Origin of the sequence: Novosphingobium sp. TCA1, from assembly GCF_009811895.1 — a bacterium.
Lineage (GTDB): Bacteria > Pseudomonadota > Alphaproteobacteria > Sphingomonadales > Sphingomonadaceae > Novosphingobium > Novosphingobium panipatense_A.
Genome location: NZ_BLJH01000005.1, coordinates 246,315 through 267,333, shown reverse-complemented (window position 1 = coordinate 267,333; position 21,019 = coordinate 246,315). Strand labels below are relative to the sequence as shown.

The following is a 21,019-nucleotide window of genomic DNA, read 5'->3' as shown; positions in this document are numbered from 1 at the left end:
GGTTGATGGTGTCGCCCTAGCCATGGGAGAGCGGCCATGCCGGTAAACGGCGTCGATCACGTCAATATCCTTACCGACGATCTCGAAGCGACAGCCTCTTTCTACGAGCAGGTCCTCGGCCTTGCGCGCAGCGAGAATCCGACGATCGCCAAGGGTATCGCCGGATACTGGATGCGCGATGCGGCGGGGCAGGCGATCGTGCATCTGGTGGACCGCACCACGGCCGGGACGCGCTACGAAGCCTACCATCCCGGACAGCCGACCAATGCGCTCCACCACTTTGCCCTGCGCTGCACCGGCTTTGCCGAAACCGTGGCCAGAATCGAGCAACGGGGCCTTGCGCACCGCGTGGCCGAGCATCCGACGCTGGGCCTGCGGCAGGTTTTCCTGGTCGATCCCAATGCGGTGAACCTGGAACTCAACTTCGCGGGCAATTGAAAGGCTCGCCATCCCGCTCCCGGTTCGGTAGCTTGGCCGCAACAAGCTGATTTTCCAAGGACCGGAGCGCTCTTTCGATGTGCGATGACTTCACGGCGGAAGCCGAACAGGCGAACCTGGCCAGGCGTGGTCTCGACCGGCGCGCGTTTACGGCGCTCGGGGCCAGCGCGGCGCTGGCGGGCTGCACCAGCATCATGAAAACGCACCCCGCCAACTCCGTGCAGGAACGCATGGTCTCGATCACCACGGCGGACGGCGTGGCCGATGCCTTCTTCGTCCATCCCGCCAAGGGCAGCCATCCCGGCGTGATCATGTGGCCGGACATTGCGGGGCTTCGCGAGGCGAAGAAGATCATGGCGCGCACGCTCGCGGCGGAAGGCCATGCGGTGCTTGTCGTGAACCCCTACTACCGGGGGCAACCGGCCCCCGTGTTCGAAAGCTTCGCCGGTTTCCGCACCCCGGAAGGACAGGCGAAAGTGGAGCCGCTGCGCGCCGCGCTCACGCCCGATGCGATCACCCGCGATGCCAAGGCCTATGTGGCGTTTCTCGACGGGCAGAAGTCGGTGGATCGCCAGCGCGGCATCGGTACCAGCGGCTATTGCATGGGCGGGCCGTTCACCGTGCGCACGGCTGCGGCGGAGCCCGGCCGCGTTCGCGCCGCCGCCTCGTTCCACGGCGCCGGGCTGGTGACCGACAAGCCCGAAAGCCCGCACCGCATGCTGGCGCGCACGCAGGCGTCCTATCTCTTCGCCATCGCCCGCAACGACGATGCCAGGCAGCCGAGCCAGAAGACCGACCTGAAGGCCGCCGCCGCCGCTGCCGGACGTCCGGCCGAAGTGGAGGTCTATCCGGCGGACCATGGCTGGTGCGTGCCGGATTCCCCGGCATGGGATCCTGACGCCGCGGACAAGGCCTGGCAGCGGATGCTGGCGCTCTTCGCGCGCCTGTAACGGCAGGTGGTGGACGCCGGGATGGATGGCCGGTTTCGTCATTTCCCTGTTAACGCCGGGTTACAATAGCCGCGTCCAGAGTGTAGGAAGCGCTCGGGCCGTGTGGTCCGCTTAAGGGATTTGTACCTAGAAAATGGCCAATGATTCCGGCCGGCGCCGCTCGACCAGCGGGCCTTCGTCTCCTGCCAAGAAGAAACCACTCTGGCGCCGAATCGTTCGCGGCGTGCTGATCTGGAGTGCCGCGCTCGCGGTTCTCAGCGTGATTTTCCTGGGCACCGCCGTCGTCTTCACGATGAGCGAACTGCCGGAATACAACGCGCTCAAGAGCAGCCAGAACGGCAAGATGATCGTCGTGCGCGCGCGGGACGGCACCGAGCTGGTCTCGCTCGGGCCGAGCTATGGCAAGTGGCTGAGCTACGAGCAGATCCCCGAAGTGATGAAGGGTGCGATGGTCTCCGTGGAAGATCGCCGCTTCCGCGAACATATCGGCGTCGATGCGCTGGGCCTCGTGCGCGCCGTCTACGTCTCGACGACGACGGGCGGCCGCGCCAAGGCGACCTCGACGATCACCCAGCAGCTGGCGCGCAACGTGTTCCTGAACAACAGTCGCTCGTTCACGCGCAAGGCGCGCGAGGCTGTGCTGGCACTGGCGCTGGAGCGCAAGTTCTCCAAGGACCAGATCCTCGAACTCTACCTCAACAAGGTCTATTTCGGCGGCGGCGCCTATGGCATCGACGCGGCCAGCCGCAAGTTCTTCGGCCACCCCGCCACCGAACTTTCGACCGCCGAGGCGGCGATCATCGCGGGCCTCGTGAAGGCGCCTTCGAATTATTCGCCCACCGCCGACGTGGAGGCGGCGAAGGATCGCGGCGAGGTCGTGCTGGGGCTGATGGTCAAGAACGGCGCGATCAGCCAGAGCGAGGCCGACCAGGCCGACATCGCCGATGTGAAGGTGGTGAAGGAAAAGGGCCAGAACGCCGTCCGCTATTTCACCGACTGGGCGCTGCCCCAGCTCGAAACCCTGCTGCCCGAAACCAACGAGCCGATCGAGGTCTGGACCACGCTCGACCCGAAGATGCAGCAGGCCGCAACCAGCGCGATCATCGCCAATGCGCCCAAGGGCGCGCAGGGCGCGCTCGTCAGCCTCGACCGCGACGGCGCCGTGCTGGCGATGGTCGGCGGCACGGACTATGTGAACTCCAACTATAACCGCGCGACCACCGCGCTGCGCCAGCCCGGTTCGGCCTGGAAACTGTTCGTCTACCTTTCCGCGCTGGAGGCGGGCTACACGCCCGACGACCGCGTGGTGGACGAGCCGGTGACGATCGACGGCTGGAGCCCGCAGAACGACGGCCGCAACTTCGCCGGCCAGATCGACGTGCGCACGGCCTTCGCCTATTCGAAGAACACCGTCGCCGCCCAGCTCGGCAACGAAGTGGGCTTCGGCACGGTGGCCTCCATGGCGCGGCGTTTCGGCGTATCGACCCCGATCAACACCAAGCCGGCGATGGTCCTCGGCACGTCCGAAGTACACGTCATCGACATGACCCGCGCCTTCGCGGCGATCTCGGCGGGCGGCACGTCGGTGGAGCCTTACGGCATCGTCAAGGTGACGGCGGCTTCGGGCGAAGTGCTCTATGAGCACAAGTCCGTGCGCGGGCAGGTGCTGGTGCCGCCCAATGTCGCGGCCGGGATCACCGACCTGCTCCAGACGACAGTGGCCACCGGCACCGGCCGCGCCGCGCAGATCGGTCGTCCGGTCGCGGGCAAGACCGGCACGACCAGTTCCAACAAGGACGGCTGGTTCCTCGGCTTTTCCAGCGGCATCACCACCGGCGTGTGGATGGGCCGCGACGATGCCCGCGCGGTTCCCGGTCTTTCGGGCGGCCATGCTCCGGCGCGCGCTTTCTCGGATTACATGAAGGTCGCGGTGGCGAAGCGCCCGGTCGAGCAGTTCCAGACGGAAGTGAAGCTTCCCGAATGGCAGCTCGAACCCGACGACGAGGCGATGCAGGGCAATCCCGACGACTATTACTACGTCGACGAGAACGGCAACATCGTGCGGCCCGAAGACGGCGCACAGGGGCCGGATGGGCAGCCGCGCTACGAGGACGGCTCGATGGGCCCCGGCTCCGGTCCGGGCGCGCCGCAGATGCCTGACTACGGCCCGGCTGCGGCTCCGCCGGCAGCGGGCGAGGATTTCCTCGACCGCGCCACTGGCCGCTCGCGCAGCGAGGATCCCGGCCTTCGTGCAGGGCAGGGACTAGGCCAGGGAACGGGCGGTGCGGGGCAGCGTCAAGGCGCCCCCAACCCGCGTCCCAACCCCACGCGGACGCCGGGGGATTGAGGCCGCGTCAGTGGTAACGAGAAAGCCCGCCGGTTCTGGCGGGCTTTTTTGTTGCGGGATGGGTGTGTGGGCGAGGGGCCTTCGACAGGCTCAGGCTGGGCGGGTTTTTAGGGTGTGCTTTGCCGAGATTCGCTCATCCTGAGCCTGTCGAAGGATGTCAGGACAAAAGAAAACGCCCGCCGGATCGCTCCGGCGGGCGTTTCTGTTTTCGGCTGAAGCCCAGTCTCAGCGCAGGCGTCTCAGCGCAGGCGCACCGGGACGTAGGCTGCGGGTTGGCCGCGCGGCTGGACGCGCAGCAGGATGGCCGAGCGGCCCTCTGCCTTGGCGGCCTTGATCGCGTTTTCGAGGTCGGCCTGCGTCGCGACCGGCGCATTGTTGGCCGAGAGGATGATGAAGCCGCGGGCAAAGCCCTTCTGGCCGGCATCCGAGCTGGGATCGACGCCCACGATCACCAGACCGCGCGTGCCTTCCGCTGCGCCGAGCTGGCGGGAGATCTGCGGCGTCAGCGGGATGACCGAAAGGCCGAGCGCCTTCTGCACGGCGTTCTCGCCCTGTTGCTGGGGCGCATTGCCGAGCGGATCGTCGCTGCCGGTGCTGGGATCGAAGCTCTGCTGAAGCTCGTCGTCGGTGGGACGCTTGGCGACCGTCGCGGTCACCGTCTGGCGGCGGCCGTTGCGGATCAACTCGATCGGGATACGCGTGCCCGGCGCGGTGTTCGCGACGAGGAACGAGAGCGTCTGGTCGCGGGTGACTTCCTTGTTGTTCACCTTGACCACCACGTCGCCGGCCTGGATGCCCGCCTTGGCACCGGCACCGTCGGGAACGACGCTCTGGATGAACTCGCCCTTGTTGTGCTCAAGGCCCATCGAATCCGCGAGGTCTTCGTTGAGCTGCTGGATGGTGACGCCCAGATAGCCGCGCTCGATCGCCTGGCCCTTCATCAGCTTCTCGACGATGGGCGAGGCGATTTCGGCAGGGATTGCGAAGCCGATGCCGACGCTGCCGCCGGTGGGCGAGAAGATCGCGTTGTTGATGCCGATCACCTGGCCCTTCATGTCGAACATGGGGCCGCCCGAGTTGCCGCGGTTGATCGAGGCGTCGGTCTGGAGATAGCGGTCATAGGCGCCGCCCGCGCCGGTGTTGCGGTAGACGGCCGAGACGATGCCCGCCGTGACCGTGCCGCCGAGGCCGAAGGGGTTGCCGATCGCCAGCACCCAGTCGCCCACGCGGGCCTTCGAGCTGTCACCGAACTTGACGTAGGGCAGGGCCTTGCCGGCAGTGATCTTGAGCACCGCGAGGTCGGACTGCGCGTCCTTGCCGATCAGCTTGGCGGGGTACTCGGTGCCGTCGGGCATGATGACGGTGATCGATTCGATCTCGCCCTTGCCCTCGGCCGTGATCACGTGGTTGTTCGTGACGATGTAGCCGTCGGCCGAGATGATGAAGCCCGAACCCAGCGACTGGGCTTCGCGCGTCTGCGGCGTACCGCCGCCACCGCCGCCGAAAAGGCCTTCGAACGGCGTGCCCGCGAAGGGATTGTTGCCGCCCCCCGCCACCTGCACGCGCTGGCGCGTGGAGATGTTGACGACCGCAGGCTGAAGCTGCTCGGTCAGGTCGGCAAAGCTGTCAGGCGCGCCGGCGCGGGGCACGACGCGGGCCATCTGGCTGGCTTCGTTCTGGGCGACCTGGGCTCCCGCGGGGAAGCCTGTCACCAAAGTGGCGGTGGCGCCCCCCAGCAGGAGCGCTGTGGTCAATCCATAAGCGTATCGCACGGGCTTCACGTCCTTTAATTCCTCCGTCTGGGCGGTAGCATCACTATTCGCCGACTGGTTCCGATTGAAGCAGTATGAGCTTAACCGGGTTTGAATAGATGGGGGAGCGGGCTCTTGCCGCAGCGGAAAAGCCCCAGGGGGCTTTTCACAGGAAGACTCCTCGCCCCGGTTACGGTTCCCTGAAATGGTTGAGATAGGCGTTATCGGGCGAGAGCAGGATGGTCTTGCCGTTGTCGCCCTTGGCGAAAGTCACCGAATAGCTCTGCATCGAGCGGTAGAAGTCGTAGAACTGCGGATCCTTGCCGAAGCTGTCCGCATAGATCTTGGCAGCCTGGGCTTCCGCGTCGGCCTGGATGATCTGCGCGTCCTTCTGCCCCTGTGCGGCGATCGTGCGCGATTCCTCGGTACGGGCGGCCTGCATGCGGGTGAAGGCGCTTTCCAGCGCGCCTTCGGGAAGGTCGGCCCGCTTGATGCGCACGTCCACCACCTGGGCGCCGTATTCGCGGGCCTCGCGGTCGAGCCCGTCGCGGATGTTCTCCATGGCCTTGCCGCGTTCGGCGGTCAGCAGCGACTGGAAGGTGCGCTTGCCCAGTTCCTGGCGCAGCACCGAGGAGAGGATCGGTTCGAGCTGCTCGGTCACGCGTTCGGTGGTTCCGGCCGTCTCCACCATCTTGATCGGATCGATGATGCGATAGCGGGCATAGGCATCGACATTCAAGCGCAGCTGGTCGGTGGAGAGCACCTGCTGCTGCTGCATGTCCACCGAGAGCAGGCGCTTGTCGATGCGCACGACCCGGTCGACGATGGGAATGCGGAAATGCACGCCCGCGTCGGTCTGGCCGAAATCGGCCTTGGGGTTGAACCGGTTGTAGACGGCGACCGGGCGGCCGGTGCGCACGACGACGGCCTGCTCGGTTTCGGGCACCACGATCAGGCTGAGCATGAGCGCGACCAGCGCGACGCCGCCGAGGGCGAGGGGAACCTTGTAGTCCTGCCAGAAGCTGTTCATCATTGGCCTCCCTTGGCGGCGGGCGCGGCCGGAACCGAACCGGCAGGCACGGTCACCACGGTTTCTTCGCTGGCGGGCGCGCGGCGCTTCACCTCGGGCAAGGGCAGATAGGACGTCATGTTCTTGGAATCGCTGACGACCACATCGTTGTCGCGCAGCACGCTCTCCATCGTTTCATAGTACATGCGGCGGCGTGTTACTTCGGGCGCCAGCTTGTACTGTTCGTAGACCTTGTCGAACGAGGCCGCGGCGCCCTGGGCGCGGGCCATGGTCTGCTGGGCCCAGGCGCGGGCCTTGGAACGGTCGCGGTCGGCTTCCTGCTGGGCGACGTTGACCTGGTCGAAGGCCTCGCGGGTCTTGGCCGGCGGGTCCGCCTTCTTGATTTCCACGCCCTGGATCGCGACCCCGGCGTGATAATAGTCGAGGATGCGCTGGGTGCGGTCGCGCACGTCCTGCTCCACCACCGCGCGGCCTGCGCCCGAAAGCGCATCGTTGAGCGAGATCTGCGCGATCGAGGCGCGCATCGCCGCTTCGGCCACTTCGCGCACCGTCTCGTCCGGGTCGGCAAGGCGGTAGGTGTAGTCCTTAAGGTTCTTGATGTTCCAGCGCACCAGATAGCTGAGGTCGACAAGGTTCTTGTCGCTTGTCAGCATCAGCTTCTCGCCCTCTCCATCGGGGATCGAATAGACGTTGAAGCTGCGCACGTCCTTCACGTCCACCGCCTCGAAGGGCCAGGGCATGGTGAGTGAAAGACCGGAATCGATGGTGCGCGAATAGCCGCCGAGGCGGGTGACGATGCCCTGGTCCTTGGGGCCGAGCATGTGGACGCTGGAAATTGCCAGCAGGGCGACGACCGCCACCCCGATGCCGAGCGGCAGCCACGACTTGCCGTCCGCACGGCGCGGGATGTTGGGGAAGCCGCCGCCGGGGCCGAAACCGCCGCCTCCGCCACCGCCGCCGCGGCGCGGTTCGCGCGGACGGAAGATGTCGTCGAGACCGGCCGAGCGACGCGGCGGGCCGTCGCCGCTGGGAAGCCAGGGGTTGCGCGGTCCCTTCCGGTCGGCGGGCTTGTCCGCGGGCCGATCCGAAGGCTTGGGCTCGGCGCTTTCGCCCTTGGGCGTTTCGTCGCCGAAGCCTCCGGTTTCCGAATTGCCGCTGTCGCCGCCCTGTTCAGGCCCCTGTTCCGGTTCACCGCCGGAACCATCGCCCGAATTTCCGCCGCCGCCCCAGGGGCTTTGGCGCCCGCTCATGGCAAGACCGTCGGGCGAGATTGCATCACCAATAGCTTTCATATGTTCATCTATAAGTGCGCTATTGGCAAAATACAGTGCCTCTCTTGCCCTTTTTCGCCTCGTGCTCCACCTGAACGGCAAATTCCCCCCTCCCAGATACGAACTTTGGAAAAGGACGAGATGACAAGCCCCGATGCCGATCGACTGAAAGCCCTCCTGCCTGACGAGGTGGCCGGTAGGGTCCAGTCGCTGCGGCTGGCCGATGGCAAGGCCAGCCTGGTGATCGACGCCTCGGGGCTTTCCGTGCAGGACCGGGCGGGGCTGGAGCAGCTTGTCGCCGGAACGCTAGAGGGCCAGCCGGGCGTGGCCGAAGTGCGCGTGGCAGTGATGGCGGACAAGCCGGTGCGGCGGATCCTGGCGGTGGGATCGGGCAAGGGCGGGGTCGGCAAGTCGACCCTGGCGGCCAATCTCGCGGTCGCGCTATCGCGCATGGGGCGCAAGGTCGGTCTTGTCGATGCGGATATATACGGGCCGTCGCAGGCGCGCCTGCTCGGCACCGAGGGGCAGCGCCCGGTCGCCCATGAAAGCAGGCTGGTGCCCCTTGCCAGTGCTTTCGGCGTGCCGGTGCTGTCGATGGCCAACCTGCTGGAGCCGGGACAGGCGATCGCCTGGCGCGGGCCGATGGTGGCGGGCGCGCTCACCAAGATGCTCGAAGGCCACTGGGACAATGCCGAGATACTGGTGGTGGACCTGCCGCCCGGCACCGGCGACGTGCAGCTTACCATGCTCCAGAAGTTCAAGCCGGCCGGTGCGGTGATCGTCTCCACCCCGCAGGATCTGGCGCTGATGGACGCCACGCGCGCGGTGGAGCTGTTCGAGAAGAGCGGCGTGCCGGTGGTCGGCGTGGTCGAGAACATGGCCGGTTATGCCTGCCCCCATTGCGGCGAAGTGAGCGATCCCTTCGGCGTCGGCGGTGCCGAGGCGGCGGCACGGGACATGGGACAGGCCTTCCTCGGCCGCATCCCGCTCGACATCGCGATCCGGCGCGAAAGCGACGCGGGCAGGCCGCCCGCCGCCGGAGACGGCCCGCAGGCAGAGGCTTTCGCCGCACTGGCCGCGCAAGTGTCCGACTGGCTGGACAGCCACTGATGGCATCGCCGCGCGCGCCTGTTTCCCGGAGGGGAATATTGATCGGCGCGCTGGCAGGCGGCGGGCTTGCGGTGGGATACCTGCTGCGCCCGCGCCGCTTTCCGCTGCCGCTGGAGCCGGGGCGCGACGAATATGCCTTCGGCGCCTGGATCAAGATCGCGGCGGACGGCGTGGTCAGCGTCGCCGTGCCGCAAGTGGAGATGGGGCAGGGGGTGACGACGCTGCTGCCGCAGATCGTCGCCCACGAACTCGGCGCCGACTGGCGGCAGGTGGCGGTGGAGCCCGCGCCGGTCAGCGCGCTTTATGTCAATACGGTGCTGGCGGCGAAGTGGGCGCCGCTGTGGTTTCCGGTCATGCCCGGCCTTGCCGAGGCGCCGGACGGCTTTCTCGCGCAGCGCTGGGCGCAGGATCACCGCTTCAACGCCACCGCCGACGGCACCTCGCTGGCCGCCTACGAGGCACCGGCCCGCGCCGCCGCCGCCTCGGCCCGCGCGGTGCTGGTCCGGGCTGCCGCCGCGCGCTGGGGGGTGGCGCCCGAGGAATGCGAGGTGGCGAACGGCCTTGTCATCCACGGCGACGCCATCCACGGTGACAGGCGGCTGAACTTCGGTCCGCTGGCGGCCGAGGCCGCCGCCTTCTCCCCACCCGATCCGCCGCCGCTGCGGGCCGAGCCGATGGCGGAGAAGCCCGGCGAGTTCCCGCCCGGCGCGCCCTTGCGCTATCCGCGTCTCGACATGCCCTCCAAGGTGGACGGATCGTGGATGTTCGCGGGCGACGTGCGCCTGCCGGACATGCTCCGCGCCGCCATCCGCCATGCGCCGATCGGCAAGGCCAGCCTGTCCCGGCTCGACGAGAACGCGGGCAAGGACCTTCCGGGCTTCCTCCGCTTCGTGCGCGGGCCGGACTGGGTCGCGGCGCTGGCCAGGGACTGGTGGACGGCGGAAACCGCGCTTACCCGCGCCGCACCGCGCTTTCGCGTGGCGCGCGGCAGCGACAGCGGCGAGGTCGATGAAGCCCTGGAACAGGCGATGACCATGGGCTCTCCCACCCGCGTCCACCTGACGGGGGAAGCGGGCGCGGTCGAAGGCGCCTTGCCGGTCCAGATCCGCTACGAAGTCGCGCCTGCCGTTCATGCCACCATCGAAACGGCCTCGGCCACGGCGCGCTACGCGAACGGGCGGCTCGAACTCTGGATCGGCACTCAAGCGCCGGGCGCCGCCCGCGCGGCTGCGGCCGAGGCGATCGGGATCGCGGCGGGCGATGTGGTGCTCTATCCGATGGCGATCGGTGGCAGTTTCGACCGGCGGCTGGAATGTGCCCATGCCGGGCAAGTCGCGGTTCTGGCCAGGGAAGCCGGCCGTCCCGTCCAGCTTACCCTGTCGCGGCGGCAGGAGCACTTCGCCACGTTCCCCCGCGCGCCCGTCGTGGCGGTCATGGCGGCGCGGCCCGACGCGGAAGGCAGGCCCACCGCCTGGCGCGCCCGCATCGCCGCGCCCGCCACCGCGCGCGAATTCGGCCGCCGCATGTTCTCCGGCCTCGCCCCGTTCGACGCACTCGATGCCGTCGCAGCGGTCGCCGATCCCATGGCGGTGGAGGGCGCGGTTCCCGCCTATGCCGTGCCCGATCTGGCGGTGGACCATATCCCCGCCGCAATCGGCCTGCCGACGGGGCGCATGCGCGGCAATGCCCATGGCTATACGGCGTTCTTCAATGAGAGCTTCGTGGATGAACTGGCGCACCGGGCGGGGCGCGAGCCGCTGTCGTACCGCATGGCCATGCTCGGCCACGATCCGCGCCTGGCCGAATGTCTCCAGCGCGCCGCCAGCCTTGCGCAGTGGGGCGGCGGGGGCGACAACAGCGGGCAGGGCATTGCCTGCCACGTCATTGGCGAGGGCCGCATCGCCCTTGTCGCCAGTGCCCGCCGCGACGAGAACGGCGTGCGGGTGGACCGGCTCAGTGCCGTTGCCGACATCGGCCGGATCGTGAACCATGACGTGGCCCGCCAGCAGATCGAGGGCGGGCTGGTCTTCGGCCTCGGCCTCGCGCTGGGGTGCAGCCCCGGCTATGCGGGCGGCAGGCCCGACGGCGAGCGCCTGTCCGACCTCTCCCTGCCGACGCTGGCGGACTGCCCCGCGATCGAAGTCCAGTTTATCGAGAGCGACGCCGACCCCGCCGATCCGGGCGAGCTGGGCACCGCCGTCGTCGCGCCCGCCGTCGCCAATGCGCTCTATTCCGCGACAGGCCTGCGGTTCCGCCGCCTGCCGCTCTTTGCCGAGGATATGTGATGCCTGCCCATGATCAGCCTGCCGACAGTAACGGTGCCATCGGCGTGCTCCTCGTCAATCTCGGCACGCCCGACGCGCCCACGGCTCCGGCAGTGCGGCGCTATCTGGCCGAATTCCTCTCCGACCCGCGCGTGGTGGAAATCCCGGCGATCGCCTGGAAGCCGATCCTCCACGGCGTGATCCTGCGCACCCGTCCGGCCAAGTCCGCCCATGCCTATGCGCAAGTCTGGACCGAAGAGGGTTCGCCGCTCGCCGCGATCACCCGGGCGCAGGCCTTGTCCCTGAAGCAAAAACTGGGCGCCCGCGCGCATGTCGATTGGGCCATGCGCTACGGCAATCCTTCCATTCCCGCGCGGCTTCAGGCGATGATGGAGGCCGGGTGCGACCGCGTTCTCGTCGCGCCGCTCTACCCGCAATATTCTGGCGCGACCACGGCCTCGGTCATGGACAAGCTGGGCGACGCGCTCTCGGCCATGCGCGCGCAGCCCGCGATCCGCACCCTGCCGCCCTATTACGCCGACGCGGCCTATATCGATGCGCTGGAGGCCGATCTCCTGCGGCAGTTCGATGCGCTGGATTTCGTGCCGGAAGTGCTGCTGCTTTCCTATCACGGCATGCCCCAGCGCACGGCCGACCTTGGCGACCCCTATTACCGCCACTGCCTGGAAACCTCGCGCCTGCTGGGCGGACGCCTTGCGCAGGCGCGGCCGGACATCAGGATCGAGACGAGCTTCCAGTCCCGCTTCGGCCGCGCCAAGTGGCTGGAACCCTCGACCGAGGACGTTCTCGCCGCCGAGGCGAAAGCCGGAACCCGCCGGATCGCCATTGCCGCACCCGGCTTTTCGGCCGACTGCGTGGAAACGCTGGAAGAACTGGCGATCCGCGGGCGGGAAGTCTTCGAGGAAGCCGGTGGCACGAGGATCGCGGTGCTGTCCTGCCTCAACGACGGGAAATCCGGCATGGAGATGCTGGAGGCGCTGGTGCTCAGGGAGCTTTCCGGCTGGCTGGATGAGTCTGTTTGAAAATCCGCCGCAGGCCGATTTAGAGCGGCACCGGCCCCAAATCTCTATAGGCGCCCCCACCCACCATTCAACGGTAGTATCCTGCGGGTGGTGGGTGGGGGCGCGGGCCGGTGCCGCTCTTTGAAATGCCTCTTCAGGCATTTCTCAAGCACCTCACTAACAAGGTTTTAACCATAGCCTGCGTTGACTCTGCGGGCCTCTCTTCTACCCCTGAAGCGCGTTCAGGCTTGGGGGCAAGCGATCATGCAGGGCAGCGAATCCGCCGATTTTTCCTATGGAGTCTCGCCGGAGGCATCGGGGGGCACCGGCGTGTCCCTGTCGATCTTCGCGGACAGGCCGCACCTTCGCGCCACCATGCGCGAGGATGCGGCAGCGGCCGGTCTGCACGTTTCCCTTTCCGCGCCGCTCGGCGAACTTCTGGACAATGATGGACGCGCGCTGGCGGACGTGGTGCTGCTCGATTGCCCTCTTCTGGACGCCGCCACGATGGCCGCGCTCGCCCGGCTGGATCTGCGCGCGGCAAAGGGGGGCACGCGGCTGATCGTATCCACCAGCGTCGATGCGCTGGACGATGTCTTCGCCTGCATGGACATGTCCTCGCCGCTCCTGCTGGTGGATCCGAACCGGGCCGAACGGGTCATGGCGCTGGGTGAGGTTCTCGCCGGTTTTCCCGCCGCCCGCCTGCGCGAACTTTCCGAGGACGACCGGCTGATGTTGCTGCGTCTCAGCGAACAGGTCGGTCAGATCGCCGGACAGATGGACCGGATGGCACCGCGCGAGGCGCCCGTGGCGGCTGCGACGCGCGGCCCGGCCGAAAAGCGGGCAGTGCCCTTGCATGGATATTCAGGCTCGCCGGGAACATCGGCTCTGCCCGAATCCGGCCTGATCCGCCGGATCATCCGCCAGCGCCAGTTGCGCGCGCGCTTCATCGATGGCGATCTCTTCGCCGATCCCGCCTGGGACATGCTGCTCGATCTCGCCGCCGCCCGTGTGGAGGGCAAACAGGTGTCGGTAACCTCGCTCTGCATCGCCTCCGGCGTCCCGCCGACGACCGCGCTGCGCTGGATCGGCGCACTGGTCCAGGCCGACCTGTTCCAACGCGTCTGCGACGAAAACGACCGCCGCCGCGCCTTCATCGAACTCACCGAACAGGCCGTGGACCGCCTCGGCCGCTACTTCGACGAGATCTCGTCGATGGAAGCGCTTCCCGTCTGATTCTGGAAGATGGATATGGTGCCGGCTACAGGATTCGAACCCGTGGCCCCCTGATTACAAATCAGGTGCTCTACCAACTGAGCTAAGCCGGCCCGGCGCATCGGAAGATCGCGATGCGCGAAACAAGTCCGGCGCCCTTACCGCGAGGGAGGGGCGCCGGTCCAGTTGCTTTTATGAAATATCTTCTCAGATCTTTTTGAAAAATGCCTGAAGGGCATTTTTGATCCGCACCGGCCCACGCCCCCACCCGACCTCCCATCAGGATACACTCGTGGGAGGTCGGGTGGGGGCGCCTAAATCCAACTGGGGCCGGTGCCGCCAAAATCCGCCTGCGGCGGATTTTCAGAATGACTCTCAGAAAATCGCGTGAGGGGCGTCTTCCTTCATCATGGCTTGCCGCACGAGCGGGATCGGCGGGCCGCCGTGGCTCAGGAACTGGTCGTGGAACGGTTTCCAGGCCGCGCGGCCGCCGCGTGAGGCGGTCCAGTCGTCACGCAGCTTGCGGATCATCAGTTTTCCCAGCGTGTAGTTGAGGTAGGCCGGATCGTATGTGCCGCGCGCGGCCTGTTGTTCGGCGGTGCCTTCATCCTGGTAGCATTCGTCCATGAACAGGCGCTTGGACTGCGCCTGCGTCATGCCGCGCGCATGGAGGCCGATGGCGGAGAGATAGCGGCAGTTGCGCAGCAGGGCGTTCGAAAGCTGGCCGACATGGACGCCCGCATCGCCGTTGCCCAGGCCCGCGTCCCACATCATCTCCTCGGCATAGTGCGCCCAGCCTTCGGCATAGGCATAGCCGACCCAGAGACGGCCTACCCAGGAAGGCGAGCGGTTCGAGTGGAGGAATTGCAGGAAGTGGCCGGGCATGACCTCATGCACCGAAGTGAACAGCAGGTCGTTCTTTCCGGGGATGTAGTCCTGCTGCATCTGCTGCGACCACGAAGGGTCGGGCGGCGAGATGTAGTAGACCGAGGGAATGCCCTTCTCCAGCGGCCCGGCAGGATCGATATAGGCCGAGTTCTGGCGGTTGTAGGGCGGGCTTTCCTCCACCAGCGCCTGTTCGGTGCCGGGGATCGTGGCGATGTCGTGCTGGCGCACGAAAGCGGTCAGTTCCGGGATCTGGAGGCGCGCGGCGGCGACGGGGCCGCCTTCCGGCTTGTCGGCGCGCATCTTGTCGAAGCAGCCCTGGATGTCCTTGCCCGGCGCATATTCAGCGCAGGCGGCCTTGAGCAGGTCCTGATTGCGCTTGAGATCGGCGCGGCCCACGGCTTCCAACTCGCTCAAGGGCGCATCGACGGCCTCGGTGGCGGCGAGCATGCGCGAGAACCGCTCTGCGCCCATGGCGAAGTCCTGCGTGGGCGTGACCTTGCCGAGCCAGTCGGACAGATCCTGCATGGCCTTGGCCGCGCTTTCCGAACTGGCCTTGAACTCGGCCTGGAGCTTCGCGTCCTTCACATCGGCAAAGGCGGCGCGGGCATCGCCTCGGTAGTAATCGGCAAAGCCCGAGAAGCCTGCGGTGCCGAGCTTGATGAAGCTGGCGGGCATGGCCGTCTTCAGGTTGCCGCGAATCTGCGCGGCGGCGTTGGGCACCGCCTTGAAGAAGGCGATCATGGCCTTCATGCGCGTCGGCTTGTCGGCATAGGCGCGGCTGACGTAGACGTTCGGATCGAGGCCGCTCTCGATGTAGTAGCCGGGGTTGTTGTGCGGCTTGTCGGCGTCTTCCAGCCAGAACAACTGCCCCTTGGCGACCTGGACGAGATAGTCGCGCTCGAACCCGTCCTCGGCGGAGAGCCCGGTGAAGGCGCCGGCATCGGCGATCACTTTCTTCAGGAACGCGCCCCGCGCCTTGAGGCCTGCCGGGCTCCAGTCGGGCAGCTTGCCGTCGAACTGATGCGCGCCCTGGTAGACGGCGAACGACGGGTCCTGCGCCATCCAGGCTTCGATTGTGCGGTTGACGAAGGCCTTCCACGGCGTGGCCGGCTTGCCCAGGGCGACCGATACGGGCGTCGGTCCCGGCGTGGATCGGGGCGCGGGTGCCGCGTTCGAGGCTTGTGCTCCGAGACCCAGAGCAAGGCAGGCGATCCCTGCCAGCAACGCATGTTTCATATCGGAACTTTCCCTGTCAGTCATTTGGCCCTGTTGGCCATGTTGGGAGCGGATCTTGCGCCGCCCCGATGGCCATGGTTCTGGGCTATGCCGCGCCGAAGGTCCAGCCCTCGGTCCGGGCAAGTTCGGGTGTCAGATCAACGGGTTTCCACAGGTCGGCGCGCGGCGCGGCGGTGCGCAGCCAGGCGGCGGTGAGCAGGGCGTCGGCGCTGTGATCGTCGATCGGGCCGGTTCCCGTGACGGGGGCGGAGCCCAGCGCCGAGAGAGCGTGGTTGAGGGCGGCACGATCGGTCACCTTGGCCCGGCCTGCCGTGCGTCCGGCGGCGACGGCGGCGAGGGTGGTGTAGATCTCGGTCACTACCGATCCGCTTTCCGGCAGGGGATCGATCGGCCAGACCGGAAGTGCGGCGCCGAGCCGGTGCAGCAATCTCATGCCGGTGAGGCTGGACTTTCCGACTTGCGCTGCGCCCACGAGGTTGAAGTTGGAATAGGGCTTGCACCCCGCGCGGGCCTGCGCTTCCTCGGTTACGCGCATGCGCCCGCGCCGGTGGAGTGCGGCGGGGAGATGGAAGCGTGCGCCTTCCCGGCCGCCGTGGCGACGGAAGTAGGCGCTGAGTTCGGGGTGGTCGACGAAGCTGGCGGCGGCCAGGTGCTCGTCTTGCGCGCAGACTGTGTCGACCAGTGCCCAGAGCGCGCGGGCATCCGGGGGGCTGTCCGGCCAGTCGGGGAAGAAGGCCCCGGCATCCGCGAAAGGCAGCGATATGCCGAGGTCGAGGCCGACCAGGGTATCTTCGGGCAGCCCGTCCAGCAGCAGCCGCAGCACCTCCTCGCGCGACCAGTGGGCATGGCTTTGCGGGCGCAGCAGGCGCGGCGTGCCGTCGAGGTCGCAAAGGGCGACGGCAATGCCCTTCTGGCGCGGGCCGAGCGCGCCGGACCAGTCGATCGCCATGAAATGCCGGAACCGGGGCATCGCGTTCGCGCTATTCCTCGCGCCGCTCGGCCCGCTTGCGGTCCCACCATTCGATGCGCTTGCGGATCTCCCGCTCGAAGCCGCGCTCGACGGGCTCGTAGAAGGTCTGCGGCGTCATTTCCTCGGGCCAGTAGTCGTCGCCCGAGAAGCCGTCCGGCGCGTCATGGTCGTAGGCATAGTCCTTGCCGTAGCCGATATCCTTCATCAGCTTGGTCGGAGCGTTGAGGATATTGGCTGGCGGCATGAGCGACCCCGTCTCCCGCGCGGAGCGGGTGGCGGCCTTGTACGCCACATAGGCCGCATTCGATTTCGGCGCGGTGGCGACATAGAGGCAGGCCTGGGCGATCGCCAGTTCGCCTTCGGGCGAGCCGAGGAACTCGTAGGCCTGTTTGGCGGCGAGGCACTGGGCGAGCGCCTGCGGATCGGCAAGGCCGATGTCCTCGCTCGCCATGCGTACCAGGCGGCGCAGGAGGAACAGGGGTTCCTCTCCCGCGGTCAGCATGCGCGAAAGATAATAGAGCGCGGCCTGCGGGTCCGATCCGCGCACTGCCTTGTGCAGGGCGGAAATCAGGTTGTAGTGGCCGTCGCGGTCCTTGTCGTAGACGGCGACGCGGCGTTGCAGGAACTGACCGAGCCCGGCCGGATCGAGCGGCTCGGCGATCCGCGCGGCGTAGAGCGTCTCCGCCTGGTTGAGCAGGAAGCGTCCGTCGCCGTCCGCCGAGGCGACCAGCGCCGCGCGGGCGTTGTCGTCCAGCGGCAGCGGGCCTTCCAGCGCTTCGGCCTTGTCCAGCAAGCCGCCGAGCGCTTCCGGGCCGAGGCGGTGCAGGATCAGCACTTGCGCACGGCTGAGCAGGGCGGCGTTGAGCGCGAAGCTGGGATTTTCCGTGGTCGCGCCGACGAGGGTGACCGTGCCGCGCTCGACGAAAGGCAGGAAGCCGTCCTGCTGGGCGCGGTTGAAGCGGTGGATCTCGTCCACGAACAACAGCGTGCGCTGCCCCGCGCGGGCGGCGAGATCGGCTTCGGCGAAAGCCTTCTTGAGATCAGCCACGCCCGAGAACACGGCGGAGACGGCCGTGAAGCGCATGCCCACCGCGTCCGCCAGCAGGCGCGCGGTGCTGGTCTTGCCGGTGCCGGGCGGCCCCCAGAGGATCATCGAGGAGAGGCGGCCCGCCGCCACCATGCGCCCGATCGGGCCTTCCGGGCCGGTCAGGTGTTCCTGCCCCACCACGTCGTCCAGCGTGCGCGGGCGCAGGCGGTCCGCCAGAGGGGCATCCTCGCGCGGTTCGCCGGGGGCGGAGGAGGGCGGAAGGTCATCGGCAAAGAGATCGGCCATGGGGACTATCTAGCTATTGTTCCGGGAATTGCATCGCTTCCGGCGCAGGGGTATTCTGCGGGGCCATAATGGAGACAGGGAGGCTAGCGATGGCAGGAACCTTGGGAGCCCGAACGCCGCGGCATATCTGGATCGTCGGTGTGCTGGCGCTGGTGTGGAACGCCTTCGGATGCACCGACTTCTCGATGACCGTCACCCGCAATCCCGAGTGGCTGGCGCCGCTCTCGCCCGAGATGATCGACTGGCTGGATGCCGCGCCAAGCTGGACCATCGTCACCTGGGCGCTGGGGGTCTGGGGCGGACTGGCGGGATCGCTGCTGCTCCTTCTGCGCTCACGCTGGGCAGTGGCGGCCTTCACGGTTTCGCTGCTGGGGCTGGCGGTGAACCAGATCTACCCCTTCGTCTCCGACGTGCCGGCGATGCTGACCAGCCCGGCCAGCATCGGCATTACCCTGGTGATCTGGGCCGTGGCGCTGTTTCTGCTCTGGTATGCGATGCGGCTGCGTAGTGCCGGGGTGCTGCGCTAGGGGCTTATGCACTTCCCCAATGTTGCAACGCTTGTCTCATACTCATACGTCATCCTGAACTTGGTTCAGGATCCATTTCTGACCATCGACGGTGGTTCGATCGGCACGATGGATCCTGAAACAAGTTCAGGATGACGTAGAGTAAGGTTCGAGCGTAAACCCGTCAGCCACGCGAACGTTGGCGGACCAGGCGCACGTAGGTTTCGGCAACCGCCTGGTTGATCCGGTCCCAGCTGAAATCGAGCGCGCGGTTTTCTCCGGCAAGACCGTGGCTGGCGCGCAGCTGCGGGTTTTCGATATAGGCCTTCAGGGCCTCGGCGAACTGGTGGATGGCGCCGGGCGGGATCAGGCGGCCGGAGACGTGATCGTCGACCAGGCTCTGGCTGCCGGTGGCGGCGGCGGCGACGACCGGCAGGCGGCAGGCCATCGCTTCCAGCGTGACGTTGCCGAAAGTCTCGGTGACCGAAGGGTTGAACAGCATGTCCATGCTGGCGACCGCGCGGGCAAGGTCTTCGCCCTGCTGGAAGCCCACGAAGGCGGCCTGCGGCAGGCGGTCCTGGAACCATTCGCGCGCCGGTCCCTCGCCGACGACGAGTACGCGGTGGGCGATGCCTCGGCGCGTGAGGTCATCCAGTGTGTCGGAAAAGACGTCCAGCCCCTTTTCCATGACCAGACGGCCGAGGAAGCCGACGACGATTTCATGGTCGGCTATGCCTTGCGCACGGCGCCATGCCAGGTCGCGGCGGTCGGGGTGGAAGATCTCGCGATCGACGCCGCGCGACCAGATCGAGACGTCGTAGTTCATGCGCTGCTGGCGCAGGAGCTGGGCCATCGATTCCGAAGGCGCCACCAGGGCGTCGCATCGGCGATAGAAGCGGCGCAGGATCGCCTCGATCACGGGTTCGCCCCAGGCCATGTTGTAATAGCGCAGATAGGTTTCGAACCGGGTGTGGACGGAGGCAAGCACGGGCAGGTTCCGCGCGCGTGCCCATGTCACGGCCTGATGGCCTACGGGATCGGGTGAGGAGACATGGACGACGTTGGGCGCGAAAGCCTTGAGGTCGCGCCGCGCCTTGGCCGAGATGGCGATGGGGACGCGGTACTCGGGGCGGTTCGGAATCGGCAGCGAATGGATGCCGATCAGGTCTCCGGTCGGCTCGAACGCGGGATTCTTCACGACGGGAGCATAGACCCGCACTTGCGCGCCCTGGCGCAGGAGGTAGCCGACGAGGCGGTTGAGGGCCTGGTTGGCTCCGTCACGGACATAGTTGTAGTTGCCCGAAAACAGGGCAATGCGCAGATCGGCGGTTTCCATGGTGGGCGCCCCATAGCCTTCCGCGCCGTGATTGGCGAGTGGGCTTCATGGCTCTTGCCCCGTTCCTGCGGAAAACCGCCCGATATGTGACATTCTTGACGTGTTGTTCCTGGCGCGCCGGGAGAGCGCGCCAGGAACGGTGTTCAGCGGCGCCAGTCGCGTCTGCGGTCTTCGCGCCTGCGATCGTCACGCCAGTGGTCGCGGCCGCGATCCCAGCGGCGGTCGTCCCGCCAGTTGCGATCGCCGCGCCAGCCCCGGCGGTCATCGCGCCAGGCATGGCGACCATCGCGCCAGCGGTCGCGCCCGTTCCAGCGATCCCGGTAATAGGGCGCATAGTAGCGGTCGTAGTACCGGTCGCGGTAGTAGCGGTTGGGATAGCCGTCGTAGTAATAGTAGTATCCCGGACGGCCGCGCACGGTGACGTAGCGGCGGGAATCGTAGTACCCGCGATCGTAGTAGCGCCCATCGTCGCGATCGGCGAGCGCGGCGCCTACGGCCAGGCCGAGAATGCCCGCGCCGATAGCCACGGCCGCGTCGTTGCCGCCCCGGTCGTAATAGTCCCGCGCCATGGCAGGCGCGGAAGCGGTCAGCGCCGATGCGGCGAGCGCCGTGGCGAAGCCCAGGGTCTTCCAGTTCAGTTTCATGATATCGCACTCCTTTCCGGGCCAACCAAGTTACGGCGGAATCGGCGGGCGCGTCGGACCCTGAAAATCCGCTTCCGGGGGTGAACTTGGCGTGAATTCGCAGAACCTTGCGACGAGCTGAGGTTTTGTTGGGGGCGTGGGCCGATGTCGCAAAAATCCGCCGCAGGCGGATTTTCAAACAACGACGCCCGGCCTGGAGGGGCCGGGCGTCTGGTGCCGACCGGGGAGGGGATGCCCGGTCAGCCTCGGTGGCCAGTGTGGATGGCTTGTGAGGATCAGTACCCGCGGCGGAAATCGCCGCGGTCGTGATCGTAGCCGCGGCGGTAGTCGCCGCGCTGGTAGCGGTCGTAGTCGTTGCGGCTGTGGCGGCCGCCCTGGCGGTCCCAGTACCAGCCGTCCCGGTATTCCCAGCCGCTGGTATAGGCCGGACCGTAGGCATAGCCGGTGTTGTAGTAGCGGTCGTCGCGATAACGGTCGTCGTTGTTGTTCGAGGCGATGATCGCGCCGAGCGCCAGGCCGATCACACCCGCGCCGATGGCGACGGCGGCAGTGTTGTCGTTGTGGCGATAGTGGTCGCGGGCCATGGCGGGCGTAGCAGTGGCCAGTGCCGTCGCGGCGAGCGTCGAGGCCAGGATCGCATTGCGGAAGAAAGTCATAGTTCGAAACTCCTTGCTGGGCAGGGGCTCCGGTGGGTGGGGCCGGGGTCTC

General features: G+C 67.3%; 17 protein-coding genes and 1 tRNA gene. 8 read left to right on the top strand and 10 right to left on the bottom strand.

Translation table 11 applies throughout. The annotated features are described in order from the left end of the window. Positions 1-36 precede the first annotated feature (36 nt). The 3 genes from NTCA1_RS09080 to NTCA1_RS09070 all read left to right on the top strand — a co-directional run bounded on the left by NTCA1_RS09080 (position 37) and on the right by NTCA1_RS09070 (position 3,735). The gene (locus NTCA1_RS09080; RefSeq protein WP_086493878.1) at positions 37-438 is read left to right on the top strand and encodes a VOC family protein; all 402 of its coding nucleotides are present in this window, start codon (positions 37-39) and stop codon (positions 436-438) included. 77 nt (positions 439-515) lie between these two features. After that, positions 516-1,388, top strand: coding sequence for a dienelactone hydrolase family protein (locus NTCA1_RS09075; protein ID WP_159830118.1), 873 nt, complete (start codon positions 516-518; stop codon positions 1,386-1,388). Between the two features lie 133 nt (positions 1,389-1,521). After that, positions 1,522-3,735, top strand: a complete 2,214-nt coding sequence (locus tag NTCA1_RS09070; protein ID WP_159830116.1) for a transglycosylase domain-containing protein — start codon at positions 1,522-1,524, stop codon at positions 3,733-3,735. A gap of 239 nt (positions 3,736-3,974) precedes the next feature. On the opposite strand, the gene NTCA1_RS09065 is transcribed toward NTCA1_RS09070, so the two are convergent. The 3 genes from NTCA1_RS09065 to hflK form a co-directional block, all read right to left on the bottom strand. Next, entirely contained in the window at positions 3,975-5,507 is a 1,533-nt protein-coding gene (locus NTCA1_RS09065; RefSeq protein ID WP_201282448.1) for a Do family serine endopeptidase, read from the bottom strand. Positions 5,508-5,676: 169 nt separating this feature from the next. Next, on the bottom strand, positions 5,677-6,516 hold the full coding sequence (gene hflC, locus NTCA1_RS09060) for a protease modulator HflC (RefSeq protein WP_159830176.1): 840 nt from the start codon (positions 6,514-6,516) through the stop codon (positions 5,677-5,679). After that, positions 6,516-7,808 carry a protease modulator HflK gene (gene hflK, locus NTCA1_RS09055; RefSeq protein ID WP_236549192.1) on the bottom strand — a complete coding sequence of 431 codons (1,293 nt, stop codon included), beginning with the start codon at positions 7,806-7,808 and terminating at the stop codon, positions 6,516-6,518. The genes hflC and hflK overlap by 1 nt, the downstream gene beginning before the upstream one ends. Positions 7,809-7,928: 120 nt before the next feature. Between hflK and NTCA1_RS09050 the strand changes: the two genes are divergently transcribed. The 4 genes from NTCA1_RS09050 to NTCA1_RS09035 all read left to right on the top strand — a co-directional run bounded on the left by NTCA1_RS09050 (position 7,929) and on the right by NTCA1_RS09035 (position 13,419). Beyond that, entirely contained in the window at positions 7,929-8,897 is a 969-nt protein-coding gene (locus tag NTCA1_RS09050; RefSeq protein WP_159830114.1) for an Mrp/NBP35 family ATP-binding protein, read from the top strand. Next, on the top strand, positions 8,897-11,182 hold the full coding sequence (locus NTCA1_RS09045; RefSeq protein ID WP_159830112.1) for a molybdopterin cofactor-binding domain-containing protein: 2,286 nt from the start codon (positions 8,897-8,899) through the stop codon (positions 11,180-11,182). The genes NTCA1_RS09050 and NTCA1_RS09045 overlap by 1 nt, the downstream gene beginning before the upstream one ends. Then, positions 11,182-12,204: a ferrochelatase gene (hemH, locus tag NTCA1_RS09040; protein WP_159830110.1), complete on the top strand. Its 1,023-nt coding sequence runs from the start codon at positions 11,182-11,184 to the stop codon at positions 12,202-12,204. The genes NTCA1_RS09045 and hemH overlap by 1 nt, the downstream gene beginning before the upstream one ends. Before the next feature lie 243 nt (positions 12,205-12,447). Then, positions 12,448-13,419 (top strand): MarR family transcriptional regulator, encoded by a 972-nt coding sequence (locus NTCA1_RS09035; protein ID WP_159830108.1) that lies wholly within the window; start codon positions 12,448-12,450, stop codon positions 13,417-13,419. Between the two features lie 16 nt (positions 13,420-13,435). On the opposite strand, the gene NTCA1_RS09030 is transcribed toward NTCA1_RS09035, so the two are convergent. The 4 genes from NTCA1_RS09030 to NTCA1_RS09015 form a co-directional block, all read right to left on the bottom strand. Beyond that, positions 13,436-13,511, bottom strand: a tRNA-Thr gene (locus NTCA1_RS09030). A 262-nt stretch (positions 13,512-13,773) separates the two neighbouring features. Next, positions 13,774-15,522, bottom strand: coding sequence for a DUF885 domain-containing protein (locus NTCA1_RS09025; RefSeq protein WP_159830106.1), 1,749 nt, complete (start codon positions 15,520-15,522; stop codon positions 13,774-13,776). An 85-nt stretch (positions 15,523-15,607) separates the two neighbouring features. Then, the gene (locus NTCA1_RS09020) at positions 15,608-16,492 is read right to left on the bottom strand and encodes a hypothetical protein (RefSeq protein WP_159830104.1); all 885 of its coding nucleotides are present in this window, start codon (positions 16,490-16,492) and stop codon (positions 15,608-15,610) included. 10 nt (positions 16,493-16,502) lie between these two features. After that, on the bottom strand, positions 16,503-17,825 hold the full coding sequence (locus NTCA1_RS09015; protein ID WP_159830102.1) for a replication-associated recombination protein A: 1,323 nt from the start codon (positions 17,823-17,825) through the stop codon (positions 16,503-16,505). Between the two features lie 89 nt (positions 17,826-17,914). On the opposite strand from NTCA1_RS09015, the gene NTCA1_RS09010 reads away from it, so the two are divergent. Next, the gene (locus NTCA1_RS09010; protein WP_159830100.1) at positions 17,915-18,352 is read left to right on the top strand and encodes a hypothetical protein; all 438 of its coding nucleotides are present in this window, start codon (positions 17,915-17,917) and stop codon (positions 18,350-18,352) included. Positions 18,353-18,515: 163 nt separating this feature from the next. On the opposite strand, the gene NTCA1_RS09005 is transcribed toward NTCA1_RS09010, so the two are convergent. The 3 genes from NTCA1_RS09005 to NTCA1_RS08995 form a co-directional block, all read right to left on the bottom strand. Beyond that, entirely contained in the window at positions 18,516-19,667 is a 1,152-nt protein-coding gene (locus NTCA1_RS09005; RefSeq protein ID WP_086490250.1) for a glycosyltransferase family 1 protein, read from the bottom strand. 143 nt (positions 19,668-19,810) lie between these two features. Further along, positions 19,811-20,311, bottom strand: a complete 501-nt coding sequence (locus NTCA1_RS09000) for a hypothetical protein (RefSeq protein ID WP_159830098.1) — start codon at positions 20,309-20,311, stop codon at positions 19,811-19,813. Positions 20,312-20,586: 275 nt separating this feature from the next. Next, on the bottom strand, positions 20,587-20,967 hold the full coding sequence (locus NTCA1_RS08995; protein ID WP_086490248.1) for a hypothetical protein: 381 nt from the start codon (positions 20,965-20,967) through the stop codon (positions 20,587-20,589). Positions 20,968-21,019: the final 52 nt, after the last annotated feature.

Coding starts and splice junctions, on each gene's coding strand:
- hflC (WP_159830176.1), bottom strand. CDS start 6,516: ATGAACAGCTTCTGGCAGGACTACAAGGTTCCCCTCGCCCTCGGCGGC.
- NTCA1_RS09070 (WP_159830116.1), top strand. CDS start 1,522: ATGGCCAATGATTCCGGCCGGCGCCGCTCGACCAGCGGGCCTTCGTCT.
- NTCA1_RS09025 (WP_159830106.1), bottom strand. CDS start 15,522: ATGAAACATGCGTTGCTGGCAGGGATCGCCTGCCTTGCTCTGGGTCTC.
- NTCA1_RS09080 (WP_086493878.1), top strand. CDS start 37: ATGCCGGTAAACGGCGTCGATCACGTCAATATCCTTACCGACGATCTC.
- NTCA1_RS09005 (WP_086490250.1), bottom strand. CDS start 19,667: ATGGAAACCGCCGATCTGCGCATTGCCCTGTTTTCGGGCAACTACAAC.
- NTCA1_RS09045 (WP_159830112.1), top strand. CDS start 8,897: ATGGCATCGCCGCGCGCGCCTGTTTCCCGGAGGGGAATATTGATCGGC.
- NTCA1_RS09050 (WP_159830114.1), top strand. CDS start 7,929: ATGACAAGCCCCGATGCCGATCGACTGAAAGCCCTCCTGCCTGACGAG.
- hflK (WP_236549192.1), bottom strand. CDS start 7,808: ATGAAAGCTATTGGTGATGCAATCTCGCCCGACGGTCTTGCCATGAGC.
- NTCA1_RS09010 (WP_159830100.1), top strand. CDS start 17,915: ATGGCAGGAACCTTGGGAGCCCGAACGCCGCGGCATATCTGGATCGTC.
- NTCA1_RS09015 (WP_159830102.1), bottom strand. CDS start 17,825: ATGGCCGATCTCTTTGCCGATGACCTTCCGCCCTCCTCCGCCCCCGGC.
- NTCA1_RS08995 (WP_086490248.1), bottom strand. CDS start 20,967: ATGACTTTCTTCCGCAATGCGATCCTGGCCTCGACGCTCGCCGCGACG.
- NTCA1_RS09000 (WP_159830098.1), bottom strand. CDS start 20,311: ATGAAACTGAACTGGAAGACCCTGGGCTTCGCCACGGCGCTCGCCGCA.
- NTCA1_RS09075 (WP_159830118.1), top strand. CDS start 516: ATGTGCGATGACTTCACGGCGGAAGCCGAACAGGCGAACCTGGCCAGG.
- NTCA1_RS09020 (WP_159830104.1), bottom strand. CDS start 16,492: ATGCCCCGGTTCCGGCATTTCATGGCGATCGACTGGTCCGGCGCGCTC.
- hemH (WP_159830110.1), top strand. CDS start 11,182: ATGCCTGCCCATGATCAGCCTGCCGACAGTAACGGTGCCATCGGCGTG.
- NTCA1_RS09035 (WP_159830108.1), top strand. CDS start 12,448: ATGCAGGGCAGCGAATCCGCCGATTTTTCCTATGGAGTCTCGCCGGAG.